The sequence below is a fragment of the Bacillus cereus group sp. BfR-BA-01330 genome, from assembly GCF_022663885.1.
GTDB lineage: Bacteria > Bacillota > Bacilli > Bacillales > Bacillaceae_G > Bacillus_A > Bacillus_A cereus.
The window spans coordinates 61,612-80,448 of sequence record NZ_JAKUGK010000002.1; the positions used below are offsets into that span (position 1 = coordinate 61,612).

Here is an 18,837-nt window from a genome sequence, read left to right on the forward strand (position 1 = left end):
TCAAAGAAAATAACTCTTTTTATTTTTATAATTTGCCTGTTCGCTTTTCAAAAGTAAATGTGATAGGAAGATTGGAATGAGAACTATCACTTTTAAATATTACTTTCCATTCTTTAGTATGGGCTTTAATTTCAAAATTAAGAAGATTTATCGCTCTACGTTTATCTATTTCTAAAAACATATTATGAATTTCTGGTTCTTGCTGTAAATTAAGAGCCTTTAGTGTGACTGTAAATGTGAAAAAATTCTGCCCTTCATATACTATTTTTGATATTTTTGTTTTTTGTGTATTTAACAGCACATAAAAACGGTCTGATGGAGTTAATTGTACAGAGTCATCAGTAATTTCATTCTCGCTATTATGAAGTTCAACTAAGAAAGATGTACTATGGGAAGAATCTTTTTTGCTTGTAATCTGTAATTCAGTAGGAATCATCGGTATTTCATAAAAGTCATTCCTTATTATGTTATTGTAATCCTCTGAAAATTTACGGACTTCTTTTGGAAAAGAGTCTTCTTGTGTACTTAAAAAAGTTTTATGTTGCTTTGGAATTTTTTTACTAAAATTTAATGTTTCTTTAAAGTAATAATTGGATCCAGTTAAAAATAAAAAACTACAAATTAATAAAAAAATTCGATACAGATTTTGAAAATGAAAGAACAATAGTATACATGTAATAATTCCAATTACATAGAAAATAAAGATAAGTAGTTCTAGTTTTGAGTGAAACGAGAAACCATAGTTATGAAAAAATTTTATTCCAGTTATAATTTGAGCTCCAAAAAATAAAGAAATTCCAAATTGAAAAAATAATAAATCAGGCCCTCTTTTAATAACAAAAGTAATGAACGAAATGAAAAGTAAAAATACTCCTAAATAAATTGTTACATTTAATAATCGTTCTAATGTAATCATGAATAATGTCCCCTTTAATAGCATATTCATATATAAATAACAATTTTATATAATTATAATATAACAATAAATTATTTTAAATGTTGGAAGTGTTGAGTTTTATAAATAAACTGTACAGACACAAACAACCTCACGCCCACATACACATAATAAAGACCACTATTTTGGCGGAGGTGAAAGGTTTGAGTCTATTCGCCGCAATTGGATATATGGTTCGAGAAGTGTTTGTCTTTGTTTCTTATGTGAAGAATAATGCGTTCCCGCAGCCGTTATCATCAGATGATGAGAGAAAGTACTTAGAGTTAATGGAGCAAGGTGATGCTCAAGCGAGAAATCTTTTAATTGAACATAATTTACGGCTTGTAGCTCATATCGTTAAAAAATTTGAGAACACAGGAGAAGATGCAGAAGATTTAATTTCAATTGGTACGATCGGGCTCATTAAAGCGATCGAGAGCTATTCTGCTGGAAAGGGAACGAAGCTTGCGACGTATGCAGCACGCTGTATTGAAAATGAAATTTTGATGCATTTACGTGTACTAAAGAAAACGAAAAAAGATGTTTCACTTCATGATCCGATCGGGCAAGATAAAGAGGGCAATGAAATATCGCTTATTGATATATTAAAATCAGAGTCTGAAGATGTAATTGATATGATTCAGCTTAGTATGGAGTTAGAAAAAATTAAAGAGTATATCGATATTTTAGACGAAAGAGAAAAAGAAGTGATTGTGAAACGTTTTGGACTTGGGCTAGATAAGGAGAAAACACAGCGGGAAATCGCTAAGGCGCTTGGTATTTCTAGAAGCTACGTATCACGGATTGAAAAGCGTGCTTTAATGAAAATGTTCCACGAGTTTGTAAGGGCAGAGAAAGAGAAAAAAGGGAAAGAGTAAAGTGTATTAGAAGCAGCCATATTTAAAATGGGCTGCTTTTCTTATTGTAAATAAGAAAAGAAAACGCGTTATGCTAAGAAGAAATACATGTTCACTGTTGAAAATGACGGATTCTATCTGTAATATTAGAAGGTGCTAAATAATTTAAGAATAATACCATACTTAGTTTTCTGTATGTATAATAAGGCTGCTTTATATGATATGTGGGAATAAGAACCAATTTTACATATGATATAGAAAGAAAAGAAGGGAAAACTAAAGTTATAGACTGATTAGGGGGTTTCGCAATTTGCGACGTACATTATATCGACTTATGATAGAACTTACAAATGGTCGCTTTACTTCTTATATATTACGTAAATTTGCACAATCTCGTTTGAGCTCTATCATTATTCCATCGTATGCGAAAGTTTTTCAAATTAATCAAGATGAGATGGAAAAGGGTTTGAAGGAATATAGAACATTGCATGAATTATTTACGCGTAAGCTAAAAGAAGGAAAGCGTAGTATTGATACAGATGCATCGAGTATCGTTAGTCCTGTTGATGGTGTTTTTGCAGATCAAGGTCCTATTGAGGATACAAAAACATTTGATATTAAAGGAAAGCGCTATTCAATTGTGGATATGCTAGGTAATGAAGAACGTGCAACGCGATATGCAGGCGGTACATATATGGTAATTTATTTGAGTCCAAGTCATTATCATCGCATTCATAGTCCGCTTTCTGGTTCTGTGACTGAAAGATTTGTACTCGGTAGAAAATCATATCCGGTAAATGCAGCTGGTATGGAATACGGGAAAGAACCACTGTCAAAAAATTATCGTTCTGTTACAGAAGTAAGCAGTGATGGCGAGCATATGGCTCTTGTAAAAGTAGGTGCCATGTTTGTTAATAGTATTGAGCTTTTGCATGAGAGAGACACTGTTCAAAAAGGTGAAGAAATGGCATACTTTACATTTGGTTCAACAGTTGTGTTATTGTTTGAAAAAGATATGATAGAAGTAGTGCAGGAATTAAAGAGTGGACAAGAGCTTCGTCTTGGTCAAAAAATAGCTACTCGCTTAGCTCATAAATAAAGAAAAGCTTTTATAACCGTAAGTAAGAGTTATGGGCAAAGATACTTAATGATGAAATCCCCTAGATGGGAGTACTTGTTTATTCGAGAGCCATCGTAGGATGGCTCTTTTTACAGGGCATCCAATAAATTATCCTTTAACTGTTTAATTGGTAAGGGCTGATTAAACTTTCACTTTATATGTAATCAAGATGATTTGACAAGCTTGTCCTCTAATGAGCGTCTAATGATTTCTTGTTTTATAAGTAAAATGAAGTCGGGATTTAATTTTAGTTCTTTTGCTTTATAATAAGACTCAGTGAGTAACTCAGTGGATAACTGTTCCATATGTTTTGTTTTCAAGGTGAGTCACCTCCTAATAATATAAGGATTGATTCGTTGATGCATTTAATGTACCAAAAAAATATGACAGTCACAAACGAGTGGTTATCCACATACCTAGGTGGATAAAGTGTGTATAGTTTGTTAGTAAATTCCAAATTAACTGAAAAATTAATGTGGAAAATGTGTACAATTTTATCCACAGGTTATATATCGAAAAATGTTGTCGAAAAATTTTATGAAAAATCCTCAAAGAGGTGAAAGAAATTGAAACTATTTTTACCAAATGAATATGTGAAAAATGTATATCATGTTCAACCAGAAGATTTAAAAAAACGTGGGATTAAAGGCGTTATTACTGACTTAGATAACACTTTAATTGAATGGGATCGTCCCAATGCAACACCGCAACTTGAAAAATGGTTCTTGGAAATGAAAGAGCAAGGCATTCAAGTAACGGTCGTTTCAAATAATAATGAGCAACGTGTAAAAGATTTTGCTGATCCATTAGGTATTCCATTTATTCATAGTGCACGTAAACCATTTGTTCGCGCATTTAAGCGTGCGATACAAGAGATGCGTTTGCAGCCAGATGAAGTTGTAGTAATTGGAGATCAGTTACTGACGGACGTGCTTGGTGGCAACCGAGTAGGCCTTCATACAATTTTAGTTGTACCGGTAGCACAAACGGACGGATTAGTAACGCGCTTTAATCGAAAAATTGAACGAAGAATTATGAAAAATATGAAGAAAAAAGGTTTAATTAACTGGGAGGAATAAAGTTTGACTGAAACAATTAAATGTATTGGTTGCGGTGTAGAAATTCAAACAGAAAATAAAAACGAAGTGGGGTATGCTCCTGCCTCATCTTTAGAGAAAGAACAAGTTATTTGTCAACGTTGTTTTCGCTTGAAGCATTACAATGAAATTCAAGATGTATCGTTAACAGATGATGACTTCCTACGCATTTTAAATGGAATTGGAAAATCAGATGCATTAGTAGTCAAAATTGTAGATATTTTTGATTTTAATGGTAGCTGGTTACCTGGCTTACATCGTTTCGTAGGGAATAATAAAGTATTACTTGTTGGAAATAAAGCTGATTTAATTCCAAAGTCAGTAAAACATGATAAAGTAAAACATTGGATGCGCTATAGTGCAAAGCAGCTAGGATTAAAACCAGAAGATGTCTTTTTAATTAGTGCAGCGAAGGGACAAGGAATCGCTGAACTAGCAGATGCTATTGAGTATTATCGCGGCGGCAAAGATGTTTATGTTGTTGGATGTACGAATGTAGGGAAATCGACATTTATTAATCGTATGATTAAAGAATTTAGTGATGAGACTGAAAATGTAATTACAACATCTCATTTCCCAGGAACAACACTTGATTTAATTGATATTCCATTGGACGAAGAGTCTTCTTTATATGATACGCCAGGTATTATTAACCACCACCAAATGGCTCATTATGTTGGAAAGCAAAGCTTAAAGCTTATTACACCAACAAAAGAAATTAAGCCGATGGTATTCCAATTAAATGAAGAACAAACGTTATTCTTTAGTGGATTGGCACGTTTTGATTATGTAAGTGGTGGTCGTCGTGCATTTACTTGTCACTTCTCGAATCGCTTAACAATCCATCGTACAAAGCTTGAGAAAGCAGATGAATTATATAAAAATCATGCCGGGGATTTACTAAGCCCACCAACGCCAGAAGAATTAGCAAATATGCCTGAGCTAGTGAAATACGAATTTAATATTCGTGAACCTAAAACGGATGTTGTATTCTCTGGATTAGGATGGGTTACTGTGAACGAACCAGGAGCAAAAATTGTTGCACACGTACCAAAAGGAGTAAGTGTTTCACTACGTAAATCTTTAATTTAATATGGAGAGGGATTTATGAAACAATTATATGGTGTAATCGGAAATCCAATTGGACATTCATTATCACCCGTTATGCATAACGATGCATTTGAACACTTGAATATGGATGCCCATTATCATGCGTTCCTTGTTGAAGAGGAATTGCTAGGGGAAGCAGTAAGAGGTTTAAAAGCATTAGGTATTTCAGGATTTAATGTAACAACTCCGCACAAGGTTGCTATTATGGAGTATTTGGATGAGATTGACCCATTGGCAAGGAAAATCGGTGCAGTAAATACAGTGGTTCATAAGGATGGAAGATTAATTGGCTATAACACAGACGGGATTGGTTTTGTTCGAGCGTTGCAGTCAATTAGTAATGAACCACTTCAAGGGAAACGTATTTTGTTACTTGGTTCAGGTGGTGCTAGCCGAGCTATTTATTTTTCTCTTGCTGATGTAGGTGTAAAAGAGATTGATGTAGCCAATCGTACAGTAGATAAGGCAAAGGAACTTATTGCTGCACGTACGGCCGATGTTAATTCTGTTGCTTTGTCGTTAGAAAAAGCGACAGAAGAACAAGGAAATTATGATATTATCATTCAGACGACAACGATAGGTATGCATCCACACGTAGAACATACGCCATTACAAATTTGTTCGTTAAAAAAAGGAATGATTGTATCAGATATAATTTATAATCCATTTGAAACGAAAATTTTATGTGAGGCAAAAGAGCAAGGTGCAATCATTCAAAATGGTATTGATATGTTTGTTTATCAAGGAGCACTTGCATTTGAAATGTGGACAGGACGCACGCCAAATATCGAGAGAATGAAACAATTAGTTATAGAAAAGCTTGGAGGCTAACATATATGTTAACAGGAAAACAAAAAAGATTTTTACGTGCACAAGCACATCATTTAACACCAATTTTTCAAGTAGGAAAAGGCGGAGTAAATGAAAATATGATTAAACAAATCGCAGATACTTTAGAAGCTCGTGAGTTATTTAAAGTAAGTGTATTACAAAACTGTGAATTTGATCGCCGTGAGGTTGCGGAAGAACTTGCAAAAGGTGCACGTGCTGAAATCGTTCAAGTAATTGGAAGCACAATCGTTTTATACAAAGAATCAAGAGAAAATAAACAAATTAAGCTTCCTCGATAAAAAGACTAGCATGCGCTATTTTTATCGTTTATGCGTAATGATGTAGAGAGCGAAACCAATTGAACTTTTATTAATAGCAACTCTCTTCATTCCTAACCGAGGAGAGTTGCTGTATGTAAAAGGAAGGGGCGTTTCTTTTGAGAAAAATTGGCATCATTGGCGGTACATTTGATCCGCCTCACTATGGACATTTGCTAATTGCAAATGAAGTATATCACGCTTTGAACTTGGAAGAAGTATGGTTCTTGCCAAACCAGATTCCGCCACATAAACAAGGGCGGAATATTACAAGTGTAGAAAGTCGTTTACATATGTTAGAGCTCGCGACTGAGGCAGAAGAGCACTTTTCTATTTGTTTAGAAGAGCTAAGTAGGAAGGGCCCATCTTATACGTATGACACTATGTTACAATTGACGAAGAAGTATCCGGATGTGCAGTTTCACTTTATTATTGGTGGGGATATGGTTGAGTATTTACCGAAGTGGTATAACATTGAAGCTTTATTTAATCTTGTAACGTTTGTTGGAGTTGCAAGACCTGGGTATACATTGCATACACCATATAAGATTACTACAGTGGAAATTCCGGAATTTGCAGTTTCTTCATCCTTATTACGTGAGAGATATAAGGAGAAGAAAACGTGTAAATATTTACTTCCCGAAAAAGTACAGGTATATATCGAGAGGAATGGGTTGTATGAATCGTGAGAATGCACTGCATATTGTCAAACAACAAATGCATGAAAAACGTTATATACACACAATTGGTGTAATGGAGACAGCGATTGAGCTTGCTAAGTTATACGGTGTGGACGAAAAAAAAACAGAGATGGCAGCTATATTCCATGATTATGCGAAATGTAGAGCAATTTCAGAGATGGAAGAGATTATTAAACGTGAAGATTTGCCGAAAGATTTACTTTGCTATAACAAAGAGTTATGGCATGCACCTGTTGGGGCATACTTAGTAGAAAAAGAAGTAGGCATTACGGATTCTGAAATTTTGCAAGCTATTACATATCATACAAGTGGTCGTGAGAATATGACGATGTTAGATAAAGTGATTTATGTAGCGGATTACATTGAACCTGGGCGAAAGTTTCCAGGAGTGGAAGAGGCTCGTAAACTCGCATATACGGATATAAATCAAGCTTTATTATTTGCGTTAAAGAGAACAATTCAATTTTTAATGGAAAAAGATCAGACGATTTATCCATTAACATTCCAAACATACAATGCAGTTATCAAGGAGGAAATGAGTAAATGAACGATAAAGATTTATTAGTATTAGCGGCAAAAGCAGCTGATGATAAAAGAGCAGAAGATATGGTTGTCCTAAATATGCAAGGTATTTCACCAATTGCAGATTATTTCATTATTTGTCACGGAAATTCAGATAAACAAGTGCAAGCAATTGCACGTGAAATTAAATCAAAAGCACATGAGTTCCAAATCGACGTACAACGTATGGAAGGGTTTGACGAAGCACGTTGGGTATTAGTTGATCTTGGAGATGTAGTTGCTCATGTATTCCATAAAGATGAGCGTAATCACTATAATTTAGAGCGTCTATGGGGCGATGTGCCACGTGAAGATATTACAGAAGAGTTAGGTCAATGAAATACGAACAATTTGCATTGTTGTACGACGAACTAATGAATGATGTCCCTTATGATAAATGGGTGGAATTTACAGAGGAAAGTTTACAGCAGGCAGATATGAAAGAGGCAAAAATTCTTGATGTAGCATGCGGTACAGGTAATGTAACCCTGCCGCTTGTGCAAAAGGGTTACGATTTAATAGGTGTCGATCTTTCAGAAGAAATGTTAACAGTCGCTCAGCAAAAACTAGGAGGAGAGGGATACTTTATTCCTTTTTATCAACAAGACATGCGAGAGCTTGATGTTCCAGGTGAGTTTGATTGTGTAACCATCTTTTGTGATTCATTAAATTATGTATTGCAAGAAGATGGAGTACAAGAAACATTTAGAAGAGTATTTCATCATTTACGTCAAGATGGTTTGTTTTTATTTGATGTACATTCTTTATATAAAATACATCATGTATTTCAAAATGAAACGTATACAGTGAATGGAGAAGAAATATCTCTTATTTGGAATTGCTTCCCTGGTGAAGAATCAAATAGTGTAGAGCATGATTTAACATTCTTTGTTCAAGATCCGGAAGAAGATGTGTACCATCGGTTTGACGAATGTCACGTGCAACGTGCATATCAAGTGGAAGAGTTAACGAAATGGCTTGAAGAAGCAGGTTTTACAGTGCTTCGTGTAACAGGTGATTTTGAGCGACTTGAAGTTACAGAACAAACAGAGCGTATTTTCTTCATGGCGAAGAAAAATGGATAAAACAAAAGCAACCGAGAAGGTTGCTTTTGTTTTATAAAGAAGATGTATTTTTAGTTCTAGCATAATCTGAAGATTGTATGCGTAAAGTGTGGGAATAGTAGTTGAAGTGAAAATGTATTGTAAAAAAGTAAGTATTTATAAAAAGGATTTGGAATGAAAATGACGTATTTATTATGTGTGTTTATTGAATTGCTGATCAACGCATTCTAAATCTTCATCAAATTTTTCATGTGTTCGCTCGATTAACTTATGGAACATATCTCCAACGTGCTCTTCTAAAACCCGAATGCCTTCCCCAGTAACGCCGCCTTTCACGCAAACCTTTTCTTGTAAGGTAGGTAATGTGAAGATTTCTTTTTCAAGTAATTTCCCCATCCCCACGACCATTTCACTTACTAAAGTAGTAGCCTCTTCGTGTGTAATATTTGTTTTATCTACAGCAGCGTTAATGAAGCATTGTAGTAAATAACTAAAGAAAGCAGGACCGCAACTTGCTATATCAGATGAAACGCGCGTTATATCTTCTTCTATTACAAGAGGTGTAGAAATGTTTTTGAATAGACGAAGTAGTTTTTGTTGCCATTCTTCAGAGCAATTATCTCCAAATGTAAATAGTGAGGCGCCAGAGAGCGCGCGATTTGTGATACTTGGAATGATACGCGCGACGTGGCAAGGTACGAGAGTCTCTAATTGGGATGGAGATATTGGACTTGTAATAGAAACTAAGCACGTTTCATCAGAAAAATGTTCAGCGTATTTTTTTAGGATAGGGTATATATCTATCGGCTTGACACAAATAAAAATAAGTTGTGATTGTTCGATTACTTCCGGGATTGTTTTTGCTATATGAACAGAAGGGTATTTTTCTTTTATATGATATGCTTTTGCAGGCGTCCGATTAATGATTGTAAGGCACGAAGGTTTGACAGCACGGGTTTCTAAAAATGCATCGATTAGTATATTCCCCATGTTTCCTGTCCCTATAATTCCTATGTTCAAAGTTTCATCCCTCCTTCGTAACAGCTTTCTCCTAAACAATATGAATGATGTTATAAATTTATGATTAGAGGTGTAAAATGATGTGGGATTTTCCGAAAAAGTGGTTAGGTTTAGTAGCTATTATTGGAACTTTACTTTTTCTTGTTTTTTGGAAAACGAATCAGAGTGTAGAACGAATGCCTATTACAATGAATGTACAAGAGAAGGAGATCGAAAAAAAGGGTAAACCGAAAATATCGGATACAAAGGAACAGAAAAGAACAATTATAATTGATGTGAAAGGAGCGGTTAGTAAAGAAGGGGTATATGAAATGAAGGAAGGAGATCGCGTAAAGGATGCGGTTCAAAAGGCTGGTGGTTTTTTATCAGAAGTAGATATGAAAAAAGTGAATTTAGCACAAATTGTACAAGATCAAATGCTTCTTTATATACCGAGTAAAAATGAATCAGAACAAGGGGTGCTTACTTCTTCTAAGGAAGATGGCAAGATTCGAATAAATACAGCGGCGAAAGAACAACTAGAAAAAATTACAGGGATTGGCTCTCGAAAGGCAGAAAGTATTTTGAAATATCGAGAAGAACATGGTCCGTTTCAGAAAATAGAAGATTTATTAGAGATTGATGGGATTGGTGCGAAGTCTCTTGAAAAGATAAAAGATCAAATTATTATTCCGTAAAAGATTGACGAAGTTTTTCTTCTTTCGCTACACTACAAGTAGACAAAAAAGTAGGTGAAAAATATGGAACGAATTTCATGGGATCAATATTTTATGACGCAAAGCCATCTACTATCTTTGCGTAGTACATGTACAAGGCTTGCGGTAGGAGCGACAATCGTTCGCGATAAACGAATTATTGCTGGTGGATATAATGGTTCAATTAAAGGTGGCGTACATTGTATAGATGATGGTTGTTACGTAATCGATAATCATTGTGTTCGGACAATTCATGCCGAAATGAATGCTTTATTACAATGTGCCAAGTTTGGTGCGAAAACAGAGGAAGCAGAAATTTACGTTACGCATTTCCCTTGTTTACAATGTTGTAAGGCAATTATTCAAAGTGGTATTACAGCGGTTTATTATGCGCAGGATTATAAAAATCATCCATACGCCATAGAGTTATTTGAACAAGCGAATGTAACAGTGAAACACGTTCCGCTAGAATATGATATTGCTGCATTAGAGGATCAAAAACGTTATACAGAGTTGAAAGAATTATTTGTGTCTTTAGAAAAAGATAATTTATCAATGGAAGAATTACAGCATGTATTCACGAAAGCAAAAATGATGCTATAAGGAGTGAGTATAAGTTGCAAGAACAATGGGGGTATGTTGCAATCTCGTTTATAATAGGGATTGCAATTGCCTTTTCCTCGTCACTTTTATTGATAGTTTTTTGCCTCTTTTTAAATGTTTTCTTCTGTTTATATCGCACTTCGCGTAAAACCTCCATTTTTTGTATTGTAGCGTGCTTTAGTAGCGTTATATACACTTCCTATGTTCAAGTATGGAATAAGCCTCTAGGGAAGCCCTATGCAGTTACAAGAGGGGTTATACAAAACACACCGCTTGTTAATGGGGATCGCCTATCTTTTCAATTTGAAGATCAGAATAAAAATATAGTGCAGTTAAGTTATAGAATAAAATCAGCTTTGGAAAAGAAAAAAATGCAACAATTATACGCAGGGATATCATGTGTATTCGAGGGTGAGAGGAAAGAACCGGAAACAGCTCGGAATTTTCATGGTTTTAATTACCGTGATTATTTATACAAGCAACATATTCATTTCACATTTGAGGCTACATATATTTCTGAATGCTATAAAACATCACTGTCGCTCACGCAATGGATTCTTCTTTTAAGGCAACAAGCAATCTCGAAAGTTACAGAAATGTTTCCAGAGCAATCAGGTGCTTTTATGAATGCATTACTCTTTGGTGATAGACAACAAATGACGTTTGAAGTGGAAGAGCAATATCAACAATTTGGTCTTGTACATTTGTTAGCAATTTCAGGTTCACACATTGTATTGTTGATGGTGATAGTATATTTTATTTTGCTAAGAAGCGGTGCGACGAGGGAGGTAGCAACAATTTGCCTTATCATTTGTATTCCTTTGTATATGGTTTTAGCAGGGGCTTCACCCTCTGTTATAAGAGCTTCTATAACAGGGGTTTTGATGTTGATTGCTTTTATGTGCTCGATTCGTTTATCTAGTTTAGATGCTTTAAGTGTAACAGCTATATGTATGCTTATATATGACCCTTATCTTGTTTTTAATATTGGATTTCAGTTTTCTTTTGTAGGTAGCTTCGCTTTACTTTTGTCTGCTCCGTTATTGTTAGGGAGTAGCAACGGAGTAATCCGAAATTCTATTTATATTTCTATCATTTCACAGCTCGTTAGTACTCCGATTTTGTTATATCACTTTGGTTATTTTTCTCCATATAGCATTCTCCTCAATCTCTTATACGTTCCGTTTTTATCTATCATTGTATTACCATGTAGCATTATTATTTTACTGTGTATGCCAATTGTCCCGTTTCTCGCAAAAGGATTTGCGGATGTATTATCAATAGGCTTGAGTATGTCTAATGATTTTCTAAGTTATTGTGAAAGTTTACCATTTACCCAGATTATCTTCGGGGAAACGCCCTTCAATCTTGTAGCTGTATATTGCGCGAGTATTGTCAGTATATTGATGGTTTGGGAAAGAAGAGCGCCGAAAAAAATGGTTTGTATAGTTGCGAGTGTATTTATTTTTATTAGCACATGTCATTATGTATATCCATATTTTAGAGGAAGCGGAAGTGTAACATTTATTGATGTTGGACAAGGTGATGCAATATTAATTCGCCTTCCGTATGATAAAGGGATTTATCTTATTGATACAGGTGGAACGCTTCGTGTGAATAAGGAAGAATGGCAACAAAAAAAGCATGAATTTTCTGTTGGGAATGATGTTTTAATACCCTTTTTACAAAAAGAAGGTATTAAAACAATTGATAAATTAATCGTAACGCATGGAGATGCAGATCATATAGGTGCTGCGCAAGAATTATTATCATATATACCTGTAAAAGAAGTGGTATTTGGCCGAAAGGGAAAAGATGCAGTATTAGAAAAAGTAGTCAAGAAACAGGCATTAGAAAAGGAAATGAAAATAACTGAAGTGGGGGAAGGGGCGAGTTGGAGTGTAAATGAAGCGGAATTTTTCGTTTTAGCTCCAAAAGGAAAAGAAAAAAGCGAAAATAACGCTTCAATTGTAATATGGGCAAAATTTGGAGGGTTGAAGTGGCTATTTACAGGCGATTTGGAAGAAGAAGGGGAAAAGATTTTAGTAGAGGCATATCCAGATTTACAAGTGGATGTTTTAAAAGTTGCTCATCATGGGAGTAATACGTCATCTATAGAGCCTTTTTTGAACGTCATACAGCCTCGTGTAGCGATTATATCTGTTGGTAAGCAGAATAGGTATGGACACCCGCATAAAGAAGTGATAGAGCGTTTTGAGAAGATGGGGAGTGCGATATGGCGCACGGACAAGCAAGGTGCTATTTCCTATGTTTTTAAAGGGGAAAATGGAACCTTTAAAAGTAAAATCACATATGATAAAACACATAATAGATGAAAAAGAGAAGACTGCCATGAAGTGGCAGTCTTTAAGAACCGATAAATTTAATAACAGTTGCAATGATGAAAAGTGTTGCGAAAAAACCAAATGAGACGATAAATCCTACCCCTGAATCAATAGCGTCATTGCGTTTACTTTGAACGTTTTGTTCAAAATCATTCATTTAGAATCCCTCCCCAACATTCCACTTTAGTATAAAATATTGTCAGAAAAAAATCTACAATTTCCATATGAAGAGAAAACGAGCTTTTTTGCTACTTTTAAATCATGAAGTAATGTGAGTTTTTCGTTTCCAAGCATGTTAACAGTTGGCACTTATACTCAAATTTTTATTGCGAATAATAAAGGGAAGGTGATTACCGCACACCAATAAGAAACCCGGGGCTTATTGCGTGGCGTTTAATATAAATAAAGGGACGGGTTATAAAGCCTGTTCCTTTGTACTTGTAAAACAAAAGCCAGGGCATTAGTATAAATATATATTGCCAAGTTAGGGAGTAGGAAAAAGTATGAGTGATATACATAAAAAAATTAAAAAGAAACAGTTTGCTCCGTTATATTTACTATATGGAACGGAAGCTTTTTTTATAAATGAAACGATAAAGCTTATTACAACAGAAGCACTTGAAGAAGAAGATCGAGAGTTTAATGTTGTGACATACGATTTAGAAGAAGCGTATTTAGAAGATGTGGTTGAGGATGCGCGTACGCTTCCTTTCTTCGGAGAACGGAAAGTACTGTTAATAAAATCACCGCTATTTTTGACTTCGCAAAAAGAAAAGTTAGAGCAAAATATAAAAATTTTAGAAGAATACATTGGTGAACCTTCTCCATTTTCTATTCTTGTTTTTGTTGCGCCTTACGAAAAACTTGATGAGCGAAAAAAAATTACAAAACTATTAAAGAAAACAGCAGATGTAGTAGAAGCAAATGCGATGCAAATACAGGATGTTCAGAAGTGGATTGTTGCTCGTGCAGATGAAGTGCATGTGCATATTGATAACGCGGCTGTTAGTTTGTTGCTAGAGCTTGTGGGAAGTAATGTAACAATGTTGGCGAAGGAAATGGACAAGTTAACGTTATACGTTGGTATGGGCGGAGAGATTACGACGAAACTTGTTGCAGAGCTTGTACCAAAATCCGTTGAGCAAAATGTATTCGCTTTGACAGAAAAAGTGGTGAAAAAAGATATTGCAGGTGCAATGCAAATTTTGGATGGATTATTTACGCAGCAGGAAGAGCCGATTAAATTGCTTGCGTTATTAGTGAGTCAATTCCGCTTGTTGTATCAAGTGAAAGAGCTACAGCAACGTGGTTATGGACAAAATCAAATTGCGTCTCATATTGGTGTACATCCGTATCGCGTGAAGTTGGCAATGAATCAAACGAAGTTTTTCTCTTTTGAAGAATTAAAAAAAGTGATTATAGAATTAGCGGAAGCTGATTATAGTATGAAGACGGGAAAGATGGATAAGAAACTTGTGCTCGAGTTTTTCTTAATGCGATTAAATCATATGTGATGACACAAAAAAGTTCATGTACTAAGTACATGAACTTTTTTGTATATAAAAAAACGATCCAAATGGATCGTTTTTTAAACGCCTTACGCGTTTACTTGTTTCGCTAAGCGAGATTTTTGACGAGCTGCAGCGTTTTGGTGGATAAGACCTTTACGAGCTGCTTTGTCAAGTTTTTTAGAAGCAGTTTTGAAAGCTTCTTTAGCATTTTCAAGATCGTTATTAGTAACTAAAGCTTCTACAGTTTTAACAGCAGAACGCATGTCAGACTTGATAGAAGCGTTATGTGCACGACGCTCTTCGCTAAGTTTAGCGCGTTTGATAGCAGATTTGATGTTTGCCATACTTTTCACCTCCCTGGTGCAATCGAATGACTCGATTCTTACATAGAACAAGTGATATTCTATCAAACGGTGAAGAGAATTGCAATAGTATATCCATGAAATTTCACGTAAAGGAAAGAATGACCTTATATAACTTTGGGAAATCTAACGATATTTACTATGAATTACGGAGGAGATACGATGAAAGAACCATTAGATTTAAGTAAATATAGCATTAGAACTGACCTTGCTGTAGAAGCCCATCAAATGTTGCAAGAAAGCCAAGAGGAACAAAAAGGGATACAGGGAGTTATTGTAAAAGAGAGAGAAGAAGATGGGACTATAATTACAAAAGTAACAATTGATGAAGCTGCCTCTGAAGCGATGGGTAAAAAGCCTGGAAATTATTTAACGCTTGAAGTTCAAGGTATACGTCAGCAAGATACAGAACTTCAACAAAAAGTGGAGCGTATTTTTGCAAAAGAATTTTCTAATTTCTTAGAAGAGGTTGGCGTTACAAAAGAAGCAAGCTGTTTAATTGTAGGTCTTGGGAATTGGAATGTAACACCAGATGCTCTTGGACCGATAGTTGTAGAAAATGTATTAGTAACGAGACATTTGTTTCAATTACAGCCTGAAAGTGTAGAAGAAGGGTTTAGGCCTGTTAGTGCAATTCGGCCGGGGGTAATGGGAATTACAGGGATCGAAACGAGCGATGTTATTTATGGGATTATTGAGAAGACGAACCCGGACTTTGTAATTGCGATTGACGCATTAGCTGCCCGTTCTATTGAACGAGTAAATAGCACGATACAAATTTCTGATACTGGAATTCATCCCGGATCGGGGGTTGGGAATAAACGTAAAGAACTAAGTAAAGACACATTGGGTATCCCTGTAATCGCGATTGGTGTTCCGACTGTGGTCGATGCTGTTTCGATTACAAGTGATACGATTGATTTTATTTTGAAACATTTCGGCCGAGAGATGAAAGAAGGAAATAAACCTTCACGCTCTTTGTTACCAGCGGGATTTTCATTTGGAGAAAAGAAAAAATTAACGGAAGAAGATATGCCGGATGAAAAGAGCAGAAATATGTTTTTAGGTGCTGTTGGTACGTTGGAAGAAGAAGAAAAAAGAAGGCTGATTTATGAAGTGCTATCTCCTCTTGGTCATAATTTAATGGTAACCCCAAAAGAAGTAGATACTTTTATTGAGGATATGGCGAATGTAATAGCGAGTGGTTTAAATGCGGCGCTGCATCATCAAATTGATCAAGATAATACGGGAGCATATACACATTGAGGGGAACAGATGATTATCGTTTGAGTCGCTTTACGCTTTTGTGTATATGTAGTGTGGCTTTATGTTTACTTATGATGATAGCAGGAGTGGCACTTGCTAATCATGGTTTGAAAAGTATGAAAGGCTATCAGCAACTGTCATATGAACAAATAGCTCATATGACAGGGACAGAAAGTACAGGTGCTGAATCAGAAATTTTGGGTAGCTCGTTTTCGGCCTCAGAAAAACAACAACAGTTAGAATGTTTAAGAAGTTTTAATGTTGTAGAAGGAATTGGGATGGCAGTAGCAAGTGTAGCTTATGAAATGACGAAGTTCGGAACGGATATCGTTGTTGGGAAAATAAAAGGAATTTTTAGCTAAGAGTAACATGGGAGGCGGTTGTTTTACTGGTTTGTAAGACAGCCGTTTTAAAATTTGAAAAGGGTTTGTCTCTTATGGTTTATTCGCATAAGATATAGATAGAATGATTTGTATCGTAAGCAGCAAGAGTTTTCATTGAATCTTTGTTGCTCTATTGATATAATCAGTGCTAGTGTATATTGGCGAGACTATTAGGAGTTGAGAACATAGATGAATAAAGAAGAAAGAGCAAAAAGACAGTCCAAAATTCGTAATTTCTCTATTATTGCTCATATTGACCACGGAAAATCAACGTTAGCAGACCGTATTTTAGAGAAAACAAACGCGTTAACACAACGTGAAATGAAAGCTCAGTTGCTTGACTCTATGGATTTAGAGCGTGAGCGTGGTATTACAATCAAATTAAACGCAGTACAATTAAACTATAAAGCAAAAGATGGTGAAGAGTATATTCTTCATTTAATTGATACACCAGGACACGTCGACTTTACGTACGAAGTATCTCGTAGTTTAGCGGCTTGTGAAGGCGCGATTCTTGTAGTAGATGCAGCGCAAGGTATTGAAGCGCAAACGTTAGCAAACGTATACTTAGCGCTTGATAATAATTTAGAAATTTTACCAGTTATTAATAAAATCGACTTACCGAGTGCGGATCCAGAACGTGTACGTCAAGAGGTAGAAGATGTAATTGGTTTAGATGCATCAGAAGCGGTACTTGCTTCTGCGAAAGCTGGAATTGGTATTGAAGAAATTTTAGAACAAATTGTTGAAAAAGTACCAGCTCCGTCGGGTGATTCAGAAGAGCCATTACAATGTATGATTTTCGACTCTTTATATGATCCGTACCGCGGTGTAATTGCTTATATCCGTGTTGTAAATGGAACAGTAAAAGTTGGCGATAAAGTACGTATGATGGCAACGGGTAAAGAATTTGAAGTAACAGAAGTAGGTGTATTTACACCGAAAACTACGCAACGTGACGAGTTAACAGTAGGTGATGTAGGTTTCTTAGCAGCATCGATTAAAAATGTTGGTGACACACGTGTTGGTGATACGATTACACATGCGAAACGTCCAGCTGCAGAGCCGTTAGCAGGTTACCGTAAGTTAAACCCGATGGTATTCTGTGGTCTGTATCCAATTGACTCTGCTCGTTATAACGATTTACGTGATGCATTAGAAAAATTAGAGTTAAACGATTCTGCTCTTGAGTTTGAACCAGAAACATCTCAAGCGCTAGGATTTGGTTTCCGTTGTGGTTTCTTAGGGCTTCTTCACATGGAAATCATTCAAGAACGTATTGAACGTGAATTTAAGATTGACTTAATTACAACAGCGCCAAGCGTTATTTATAAAGTTTATTTAACTAACGGTGAAGATGTTATTGTTGATAACCCATCTAATATGCCAGATCCACAGTCTATCGATCGTGTAGAAGAGCCGTTTGTGAAGGCTTCAATTATGGTTCCGAATGACTATGTTGGAGCTGTAATGGAGATTTGCCAAGGTAAACGTGGAACGTTTATTGATATGCAATATTTAGATGAAACGCGTGTTACATTAACATATGAAATCCCGTTATCAGAAATCGTATATGACTTTTTCGATCAATTGAAATCAAATACGAAAGGGTATGCATCATTTGACTACGAGTTAATTGGCTATAAGCCATCTAAACTTGTGAAAATGGATATTCTTTTAAATAATGAACAAGTGGATGCTTTATCATTTATCGTACACCGTGATTCAGCGTATGACCGTGGTAAAGTAATCGTAGAGAAATTAAAAGAATTAATTCCGAGACAACAGTTCGAAGTGCCAATTCAGGCGACTATCGGAAATAAAGTTGTAGCACGTTCTACAATTAAAGCGATGCGTAAAAACGTACTTGCAAAATGTTACGGCGGTGACATTTCTCGTAAGCGTAAACTTCTTGATAAGCAAAAAGAAGGTAAAAAACGTATGAAGTCTGTTGGCTCTGTAGAAGTACCGCAAGAGGCATTCATGGCTGTACTGAAAATGGATGACAACTAATATTTGAAATAAAAAAGAAGTCGTTTGTGCGGCTTCTTTTTTCTGTA

General features: G+C 35.5%; 22 protein-coding genes. 17 read left to right on the forward strand and 5 right to left on the reverse strand.

Annotated features, from left to right (window positions below):
- Positions 1-25: 25 nt before the first annotated feature.
- Positions 26-946, reverse strand: coding sequence for a hypothetical protein (locus tag MR112_RS06040; protein ID WP_002198192.1), 921 nt, complete (start codon positions 944-946; stop codon positions 26-28).
- Between the two features lie 152 nt (positions 947-1,098).
- Here MR112_RS06040 and sigK point away from each other — a divergent pair, with 152 nt between their 5' ends.
- On the forward strand, positions 1,099-1,812 hold the full coding sequence (sigK, locus tag MR112_RS06045; RefSeq protein WP_071739171.1) for an RNA polymerase sporulation sigma factor SigK: 714 nt from the start codon (positions 1,099-1,101) through the stop codon (positions 1,810-1,812).
- Positions 1,813-2,101: 289 nt separating this feature from the next.
- Positions 2,102-2,890: a phosphatidylserine decarboxylase gene (locus MR112_RS06050; RefSeq protein ID WP_001255003.1), complete on the forward strand. Its 789-nt coding sequence runs from the start codon at positions 2,102-2,104 to the stop codon at positions 2,888-2,890.
- A gap of 185 nt (positions 2,891-3,075) precedes the next feature.
- Here MR112_RS06050 and sda read toward each other — a convergent pair whose 3' ends face one another.
- Complete coding sequence (gene sda, locus MR112_RS06055) at positions 3,076-3,231, reverse strand: sporulation histidine kinase inhibitor Sda (RefSeq protein ID WP_000850094.1); 156 nt, start codon at positions 3,229-3,231, stop codon at positions 3,076-3,078.
- A 246-nt stretch (positions 3,232-3,477) separates the two neighbouring features.
- Between sda and MR112_RS06060 the strand changes: the two genes are divergently transcribed.
- The 8 genes from MR112_RS06060 (at position 3,478) to MR112_RS06095 (ending at position 8,613) form a co-directional block, all read left to right on the forward strand.
- On the forward strand, positions 3,478-3,990 hold the full coding sequence (locus MR112_RS06060) for a YqeG family HAD IIIA-type phosphatase (protein ID WP_000765314.1): 513 nt from the start codon (positions 3,478-3,480) through the stop codon (positions 3,988-3,990).
- A 3-nt stretch (positions 3,991-3,993) separates the two neighbouring features.
- Positions 3,994-5,100, forward strand: coding sequence for a ribosome biogenesis GTPase YqeH (gene yqeH, locus MR112_RS06065; protein WP_000140799.1), 1,107 nt, complete (start codon positions 3,994-3,996; stop codon positions 5,098-5,100).
- Positions 5,101-5,115: 15 nt separating this feature from the next.
- Positions 5,116-5,949 (forward strand): shikimate dehydrogenase, encoded by an 834-nt coding sequence (aroE, locus tag MR112_RS06070; protein WP_000812075.1) that lies wholly within the window; start codon positions 5,116-5,118, stop codon positions 5,947-5,949.
- A gap of 5 nt (positions 5,950-5,954) precedes the next feature.
- Complete coding sequence (gene yhbY / locus MR112_RS06075) at positions 5,955-6,248, forward strand: ribosome assembly RNA-binding protein YhbY (protein ID WP_000955224.1); 294 nt, start codon at positions 5,955-5,957, stop codon at positions 6,246-6,248.
- A 137-nt stretch (positions 6,249-6,385) separates the two neighbouring features.
- Positions 6,386-6,955 carry a nicotinate-nucleotide adenylyltransferase gene (gene nadD, locus MR112_RS06080; protein ID WP_001226046.1) on the forward strand — a complete coding sequence of 190 codons (570 nt, stop codon included), beginning with the start codon at positions 6,386-6,388 and terminating at the stop codon, positions 6,953-6,955.
- Positions 6,945-7,514 (forward strand): bis(5'-nucleosyl)-tetraphosphatase (symmetrical) YqeK, encoded by a 570-nt coding sequence (gene yqeK / locus MR112_RS06085; RefSeq protein ID WP_242244855.1) that lies wholly within the window; start codon positions 6,945-6,947, stop codon positions 7,512-7,514. Before nadD ends, yqeK begins: the two co-directional genes overlap by 11 nt.
- Positions 7,511-7,867, forward strand: a complete 357-nt coding sequence (rsfS, locus tag MR112_RS06090) for a ribosome silencing factor (protein WP_000998173.1) — start codon at positions 7,511-7,513, stop codon at positions 7,865-7,867. The genes yqeK and rsfS overlap by 4 nt, the downstream gene beginning before the upstream one ends.
- Positions 7,864-8,613, forward strand: coding sequence for a class I SAM-dependent methyltransferase (locus tag MR112_RS06095; protein WP_000873069.1), 750 nt, complete (start codon positions 7,864-7,866; stop codon positions 8,611-8,613). Before rsfS ends, MR112_RS06095 begins: the two co-directional genes overlap by 4 nt.
- Before the next feature lie 171 nt (positions 8,614-8,784).
- Here the strand turns inward: MR112_RS06095 and comER are convergent, their stop codons facing one another.
- Positions 8,785-9,612, reverse strand: coding sequence for a late competence protein ComER (gene comER / locus MR112_RS06100; RefSeq protein WP_001020554.1), 828 nt, complete (start codon positions 9,610-9,612; stop codon positions 8,785-8,787).
- 77 nt (positions 9,613-9,689) lie between these two features.
- Here comER and MR112_RS06105 point away from each other — a divergent pair, with 77 nt between their 5' ends.
- From MR112_RS06105 to MR112_RS06115, 3 genes are all read left to right on the forward strand, one after another.
- Entirely contained in the window at positions 9,690-10,289 is a 600-nt protein-coding gene (locus MR112_RS06105) for a helix-hairpin-helix domain-containing protein (RefSeq protein WP_000989932.1), read from the forward strand.
- A 63-nt stretch (positions 10,290-10,352) separates the two neighbouring features.
- Positions 10,353-10,910, forward strand: coding sequence for a ComE operon protein 2 (locus MR112_RS06110; protein WP_000439770.1), 558 nt, complete (start codon positions 10,353-10,355; stop codon positions 10,908-10,910).
- Positions 10,911-10,924: 14 nt separating this feature from the next.
- On the forward strand, positions 10,925-13,246 hold the full coding sequence (locus tag MR112_RS06115; protein WP_242244856.1) for a DNA internalization-related competence protein ComEC/Rec2: 2,322 nt from the start codon (positions 10,925-10,927) through the stop codon (positions 13,244-13,246).
- Positions 13,247-13,277: 31 nt separating this feature from the next.
- On the opposite strand, the gene MR112_RS06120 is transcribed toward MR112_RS06115, so the two are convergent.
- On the reverse strand, positions 13,278-13,412 hold the full coding sequence (locus MR112_RS06120; protein ID WP_000997609.1) for a YqzM family protein: 135 nt from the start codon (positions 13,410-13,412) through the stop codon (positions 13,278-13,280).
- A gap of 346 nt (positions 13,413-13,758) precedes the next feature.
- Here MR112_RS06120 and holA point away from each other — a divergent pair, with 346 nt between their 5' ends.
- Positions 13,759-14,769 carry a DNA polymerase III subunit delta gene (gene holA, locus MR112_RS06125; protein ID WP_001279916.1) on the forward strand — a complete coding sequence of 337 codons (1,011 nt, stop codon included), beginning with the start codon at positions 13,759-13,761 and terminating at the stop codon, positions 14,767-14,769.
- An 83-nt stretch (positions 14,770-14,852) separates the two neighbouring features.
- Here the strand turns inward: holA and rpsT are convergent, their stop codons facing one another.
- A complete protein-coding gene (gene rpsT, locus MR112_RS06130) occupies positions 14,853-15,110 on the reverse strand; it encodes a 30S ribosomal protein S20 (protein ID WP_001274011.1) in 258 nt (85 codons plus the stop codon).
- 180 nt (positions 15,111-15,290) lie between these two features.
- Between rpsT and gpr the strand changes: the two genes are divergently transcribed.
- The 3 genes from gpr (at position 15,291) to lepA (ending at position 18,790) form a co-directional block, all read left to right on the forward strand.
- Positions 15,291-16,394 carry a GPR endopeptidase gene (gene gpr / locus MR112_RS06135; RefSeq protein ID WP_242244857.1) on the forward strand — a complete coding sequence of 368 codons (1,104 nt, stop codon included), beginning with the start codon at positions 15,291-15,293 and terminating at the stop codon, positions 16,392-16,394.
- Positions 16,391-16,756, forward strand: a complete 366-nt coding sequence (locus MR112_RS06140; RefSeq protein ID WP_242244858.1) for a YqxA family protein — start codon at positions 16,391-16,393, stop codon at positions 16,754-16,756. Before gpr ends, MR112_RS06140 begins: the two co-directional genes overlap by 4 nt.
- Positions 16,757-16,966: 210 nt before the next feature.
- The gene (gene lepA, locus MR112_RS06145) at positions 16,967-18,790 is read left to right on the forward strand and encodes an elongation factor 4 (protein WP_001030951.1); all 1,824 of its coding nucleotides are present in this window, start codon (positions 16,967-16,969) and stop codon (positions 18,788-18,790) included.
- Positions 18,791-18,837: the final 47 nt, after the last annotated feature.

What these genes read in the sequence shown, in the direction of transcription:
- yhbY (WP_000955224.1), top strand. Translation starts at nt 5,955, where the DNA reads ATGTTAACAGGAAAACAAAAAAGATTTTTACGTGCACAAGCACATCAT.
- gpr (WP_242244857.1), top strand. Translation starts at nt 15,291, where the DNA reads ATGAAAGAACCATTAGATTTAAGTAAATATAGCATTAGAACTGACCTT.
- MR112_RS06040 (WP_002198192.1), bottom strand. Translation starts at nt 946, where the DNA reads ATGAATATGCTATTAAAGGGGACATTATTCATGATTACATTAGAACGA.
- aroE (WP_000812075.1), top strand. Translation starts at nt 5,116, where the DNA reads ATGAAACAATTATATGGTGTAATCGGAAATCCAATTGGACATTCATTA.
- rpsT (WP_001274011.1), bottom strand. Translation starts at nt 15,110, where the DNA reads ATGGCAAACATCAAATCTGCTATCAAACGCGCTAAACTTAGCGAAGAG.
- MR112_RS06105 (WP_000989932.1), top strand. Translation starts at nt 9,690, where the DNA reads ATGATGTGGGATTTTCCGAAAAAGTGGTTAGGTTTAGTAGCTATTATT.
- MR112_RS06120 (WP_000997609.1), bottom strand. Translation starts at nt 13,412, where the DNA reads ATGAATGATTTTGAACAAAACGTTCAAAGTAAACGCAATGACGCTATT.
- MR112_RS06095 (WP_000873069.1), top strand. Translation starts at nt 7,864, where the DNA reads ATGAAATACGAACAATTTGCATTGTTGTACGACGAACTAATGAATGAT.
- lepA (WP_001030951.1), top strand. Translation starts at nt 16,967, where the DNA reads ATGAATAAAGAAGAAAGAGCAAAAAGACAGTCCAAAATTCGTAATTTC.
- rsfS (WP_000998173.1), top strand. Translation starts at nt 7,511, where the DNA reads ATGAACGATAAAGATTTATTAGTATTAGCGGCAAAAGCAGCTGATGAT.
- holA (WP_001279916.1), top strand. Translation starts at nt 13,759, where the DNA reads ATGAGTGATATACATAAAAAAATTAAAAAGAAACAGTTTGCTCCGTTA.
- yqeK (WP_242244855.1), top strand. Translation starts at nt 6,945, where the DNA reads ATGAATCGTGAGAATGCACTGCATATTGTCAAACAACAAATGCATGAA.
- MR112_RS06110 (WP_000439770.1), top strand. Translation starts at nt 10,353, where the DNA reads ATGGAACGAATTTCATGGGATCAATATTTTATGACGCAAAGCCATCTA.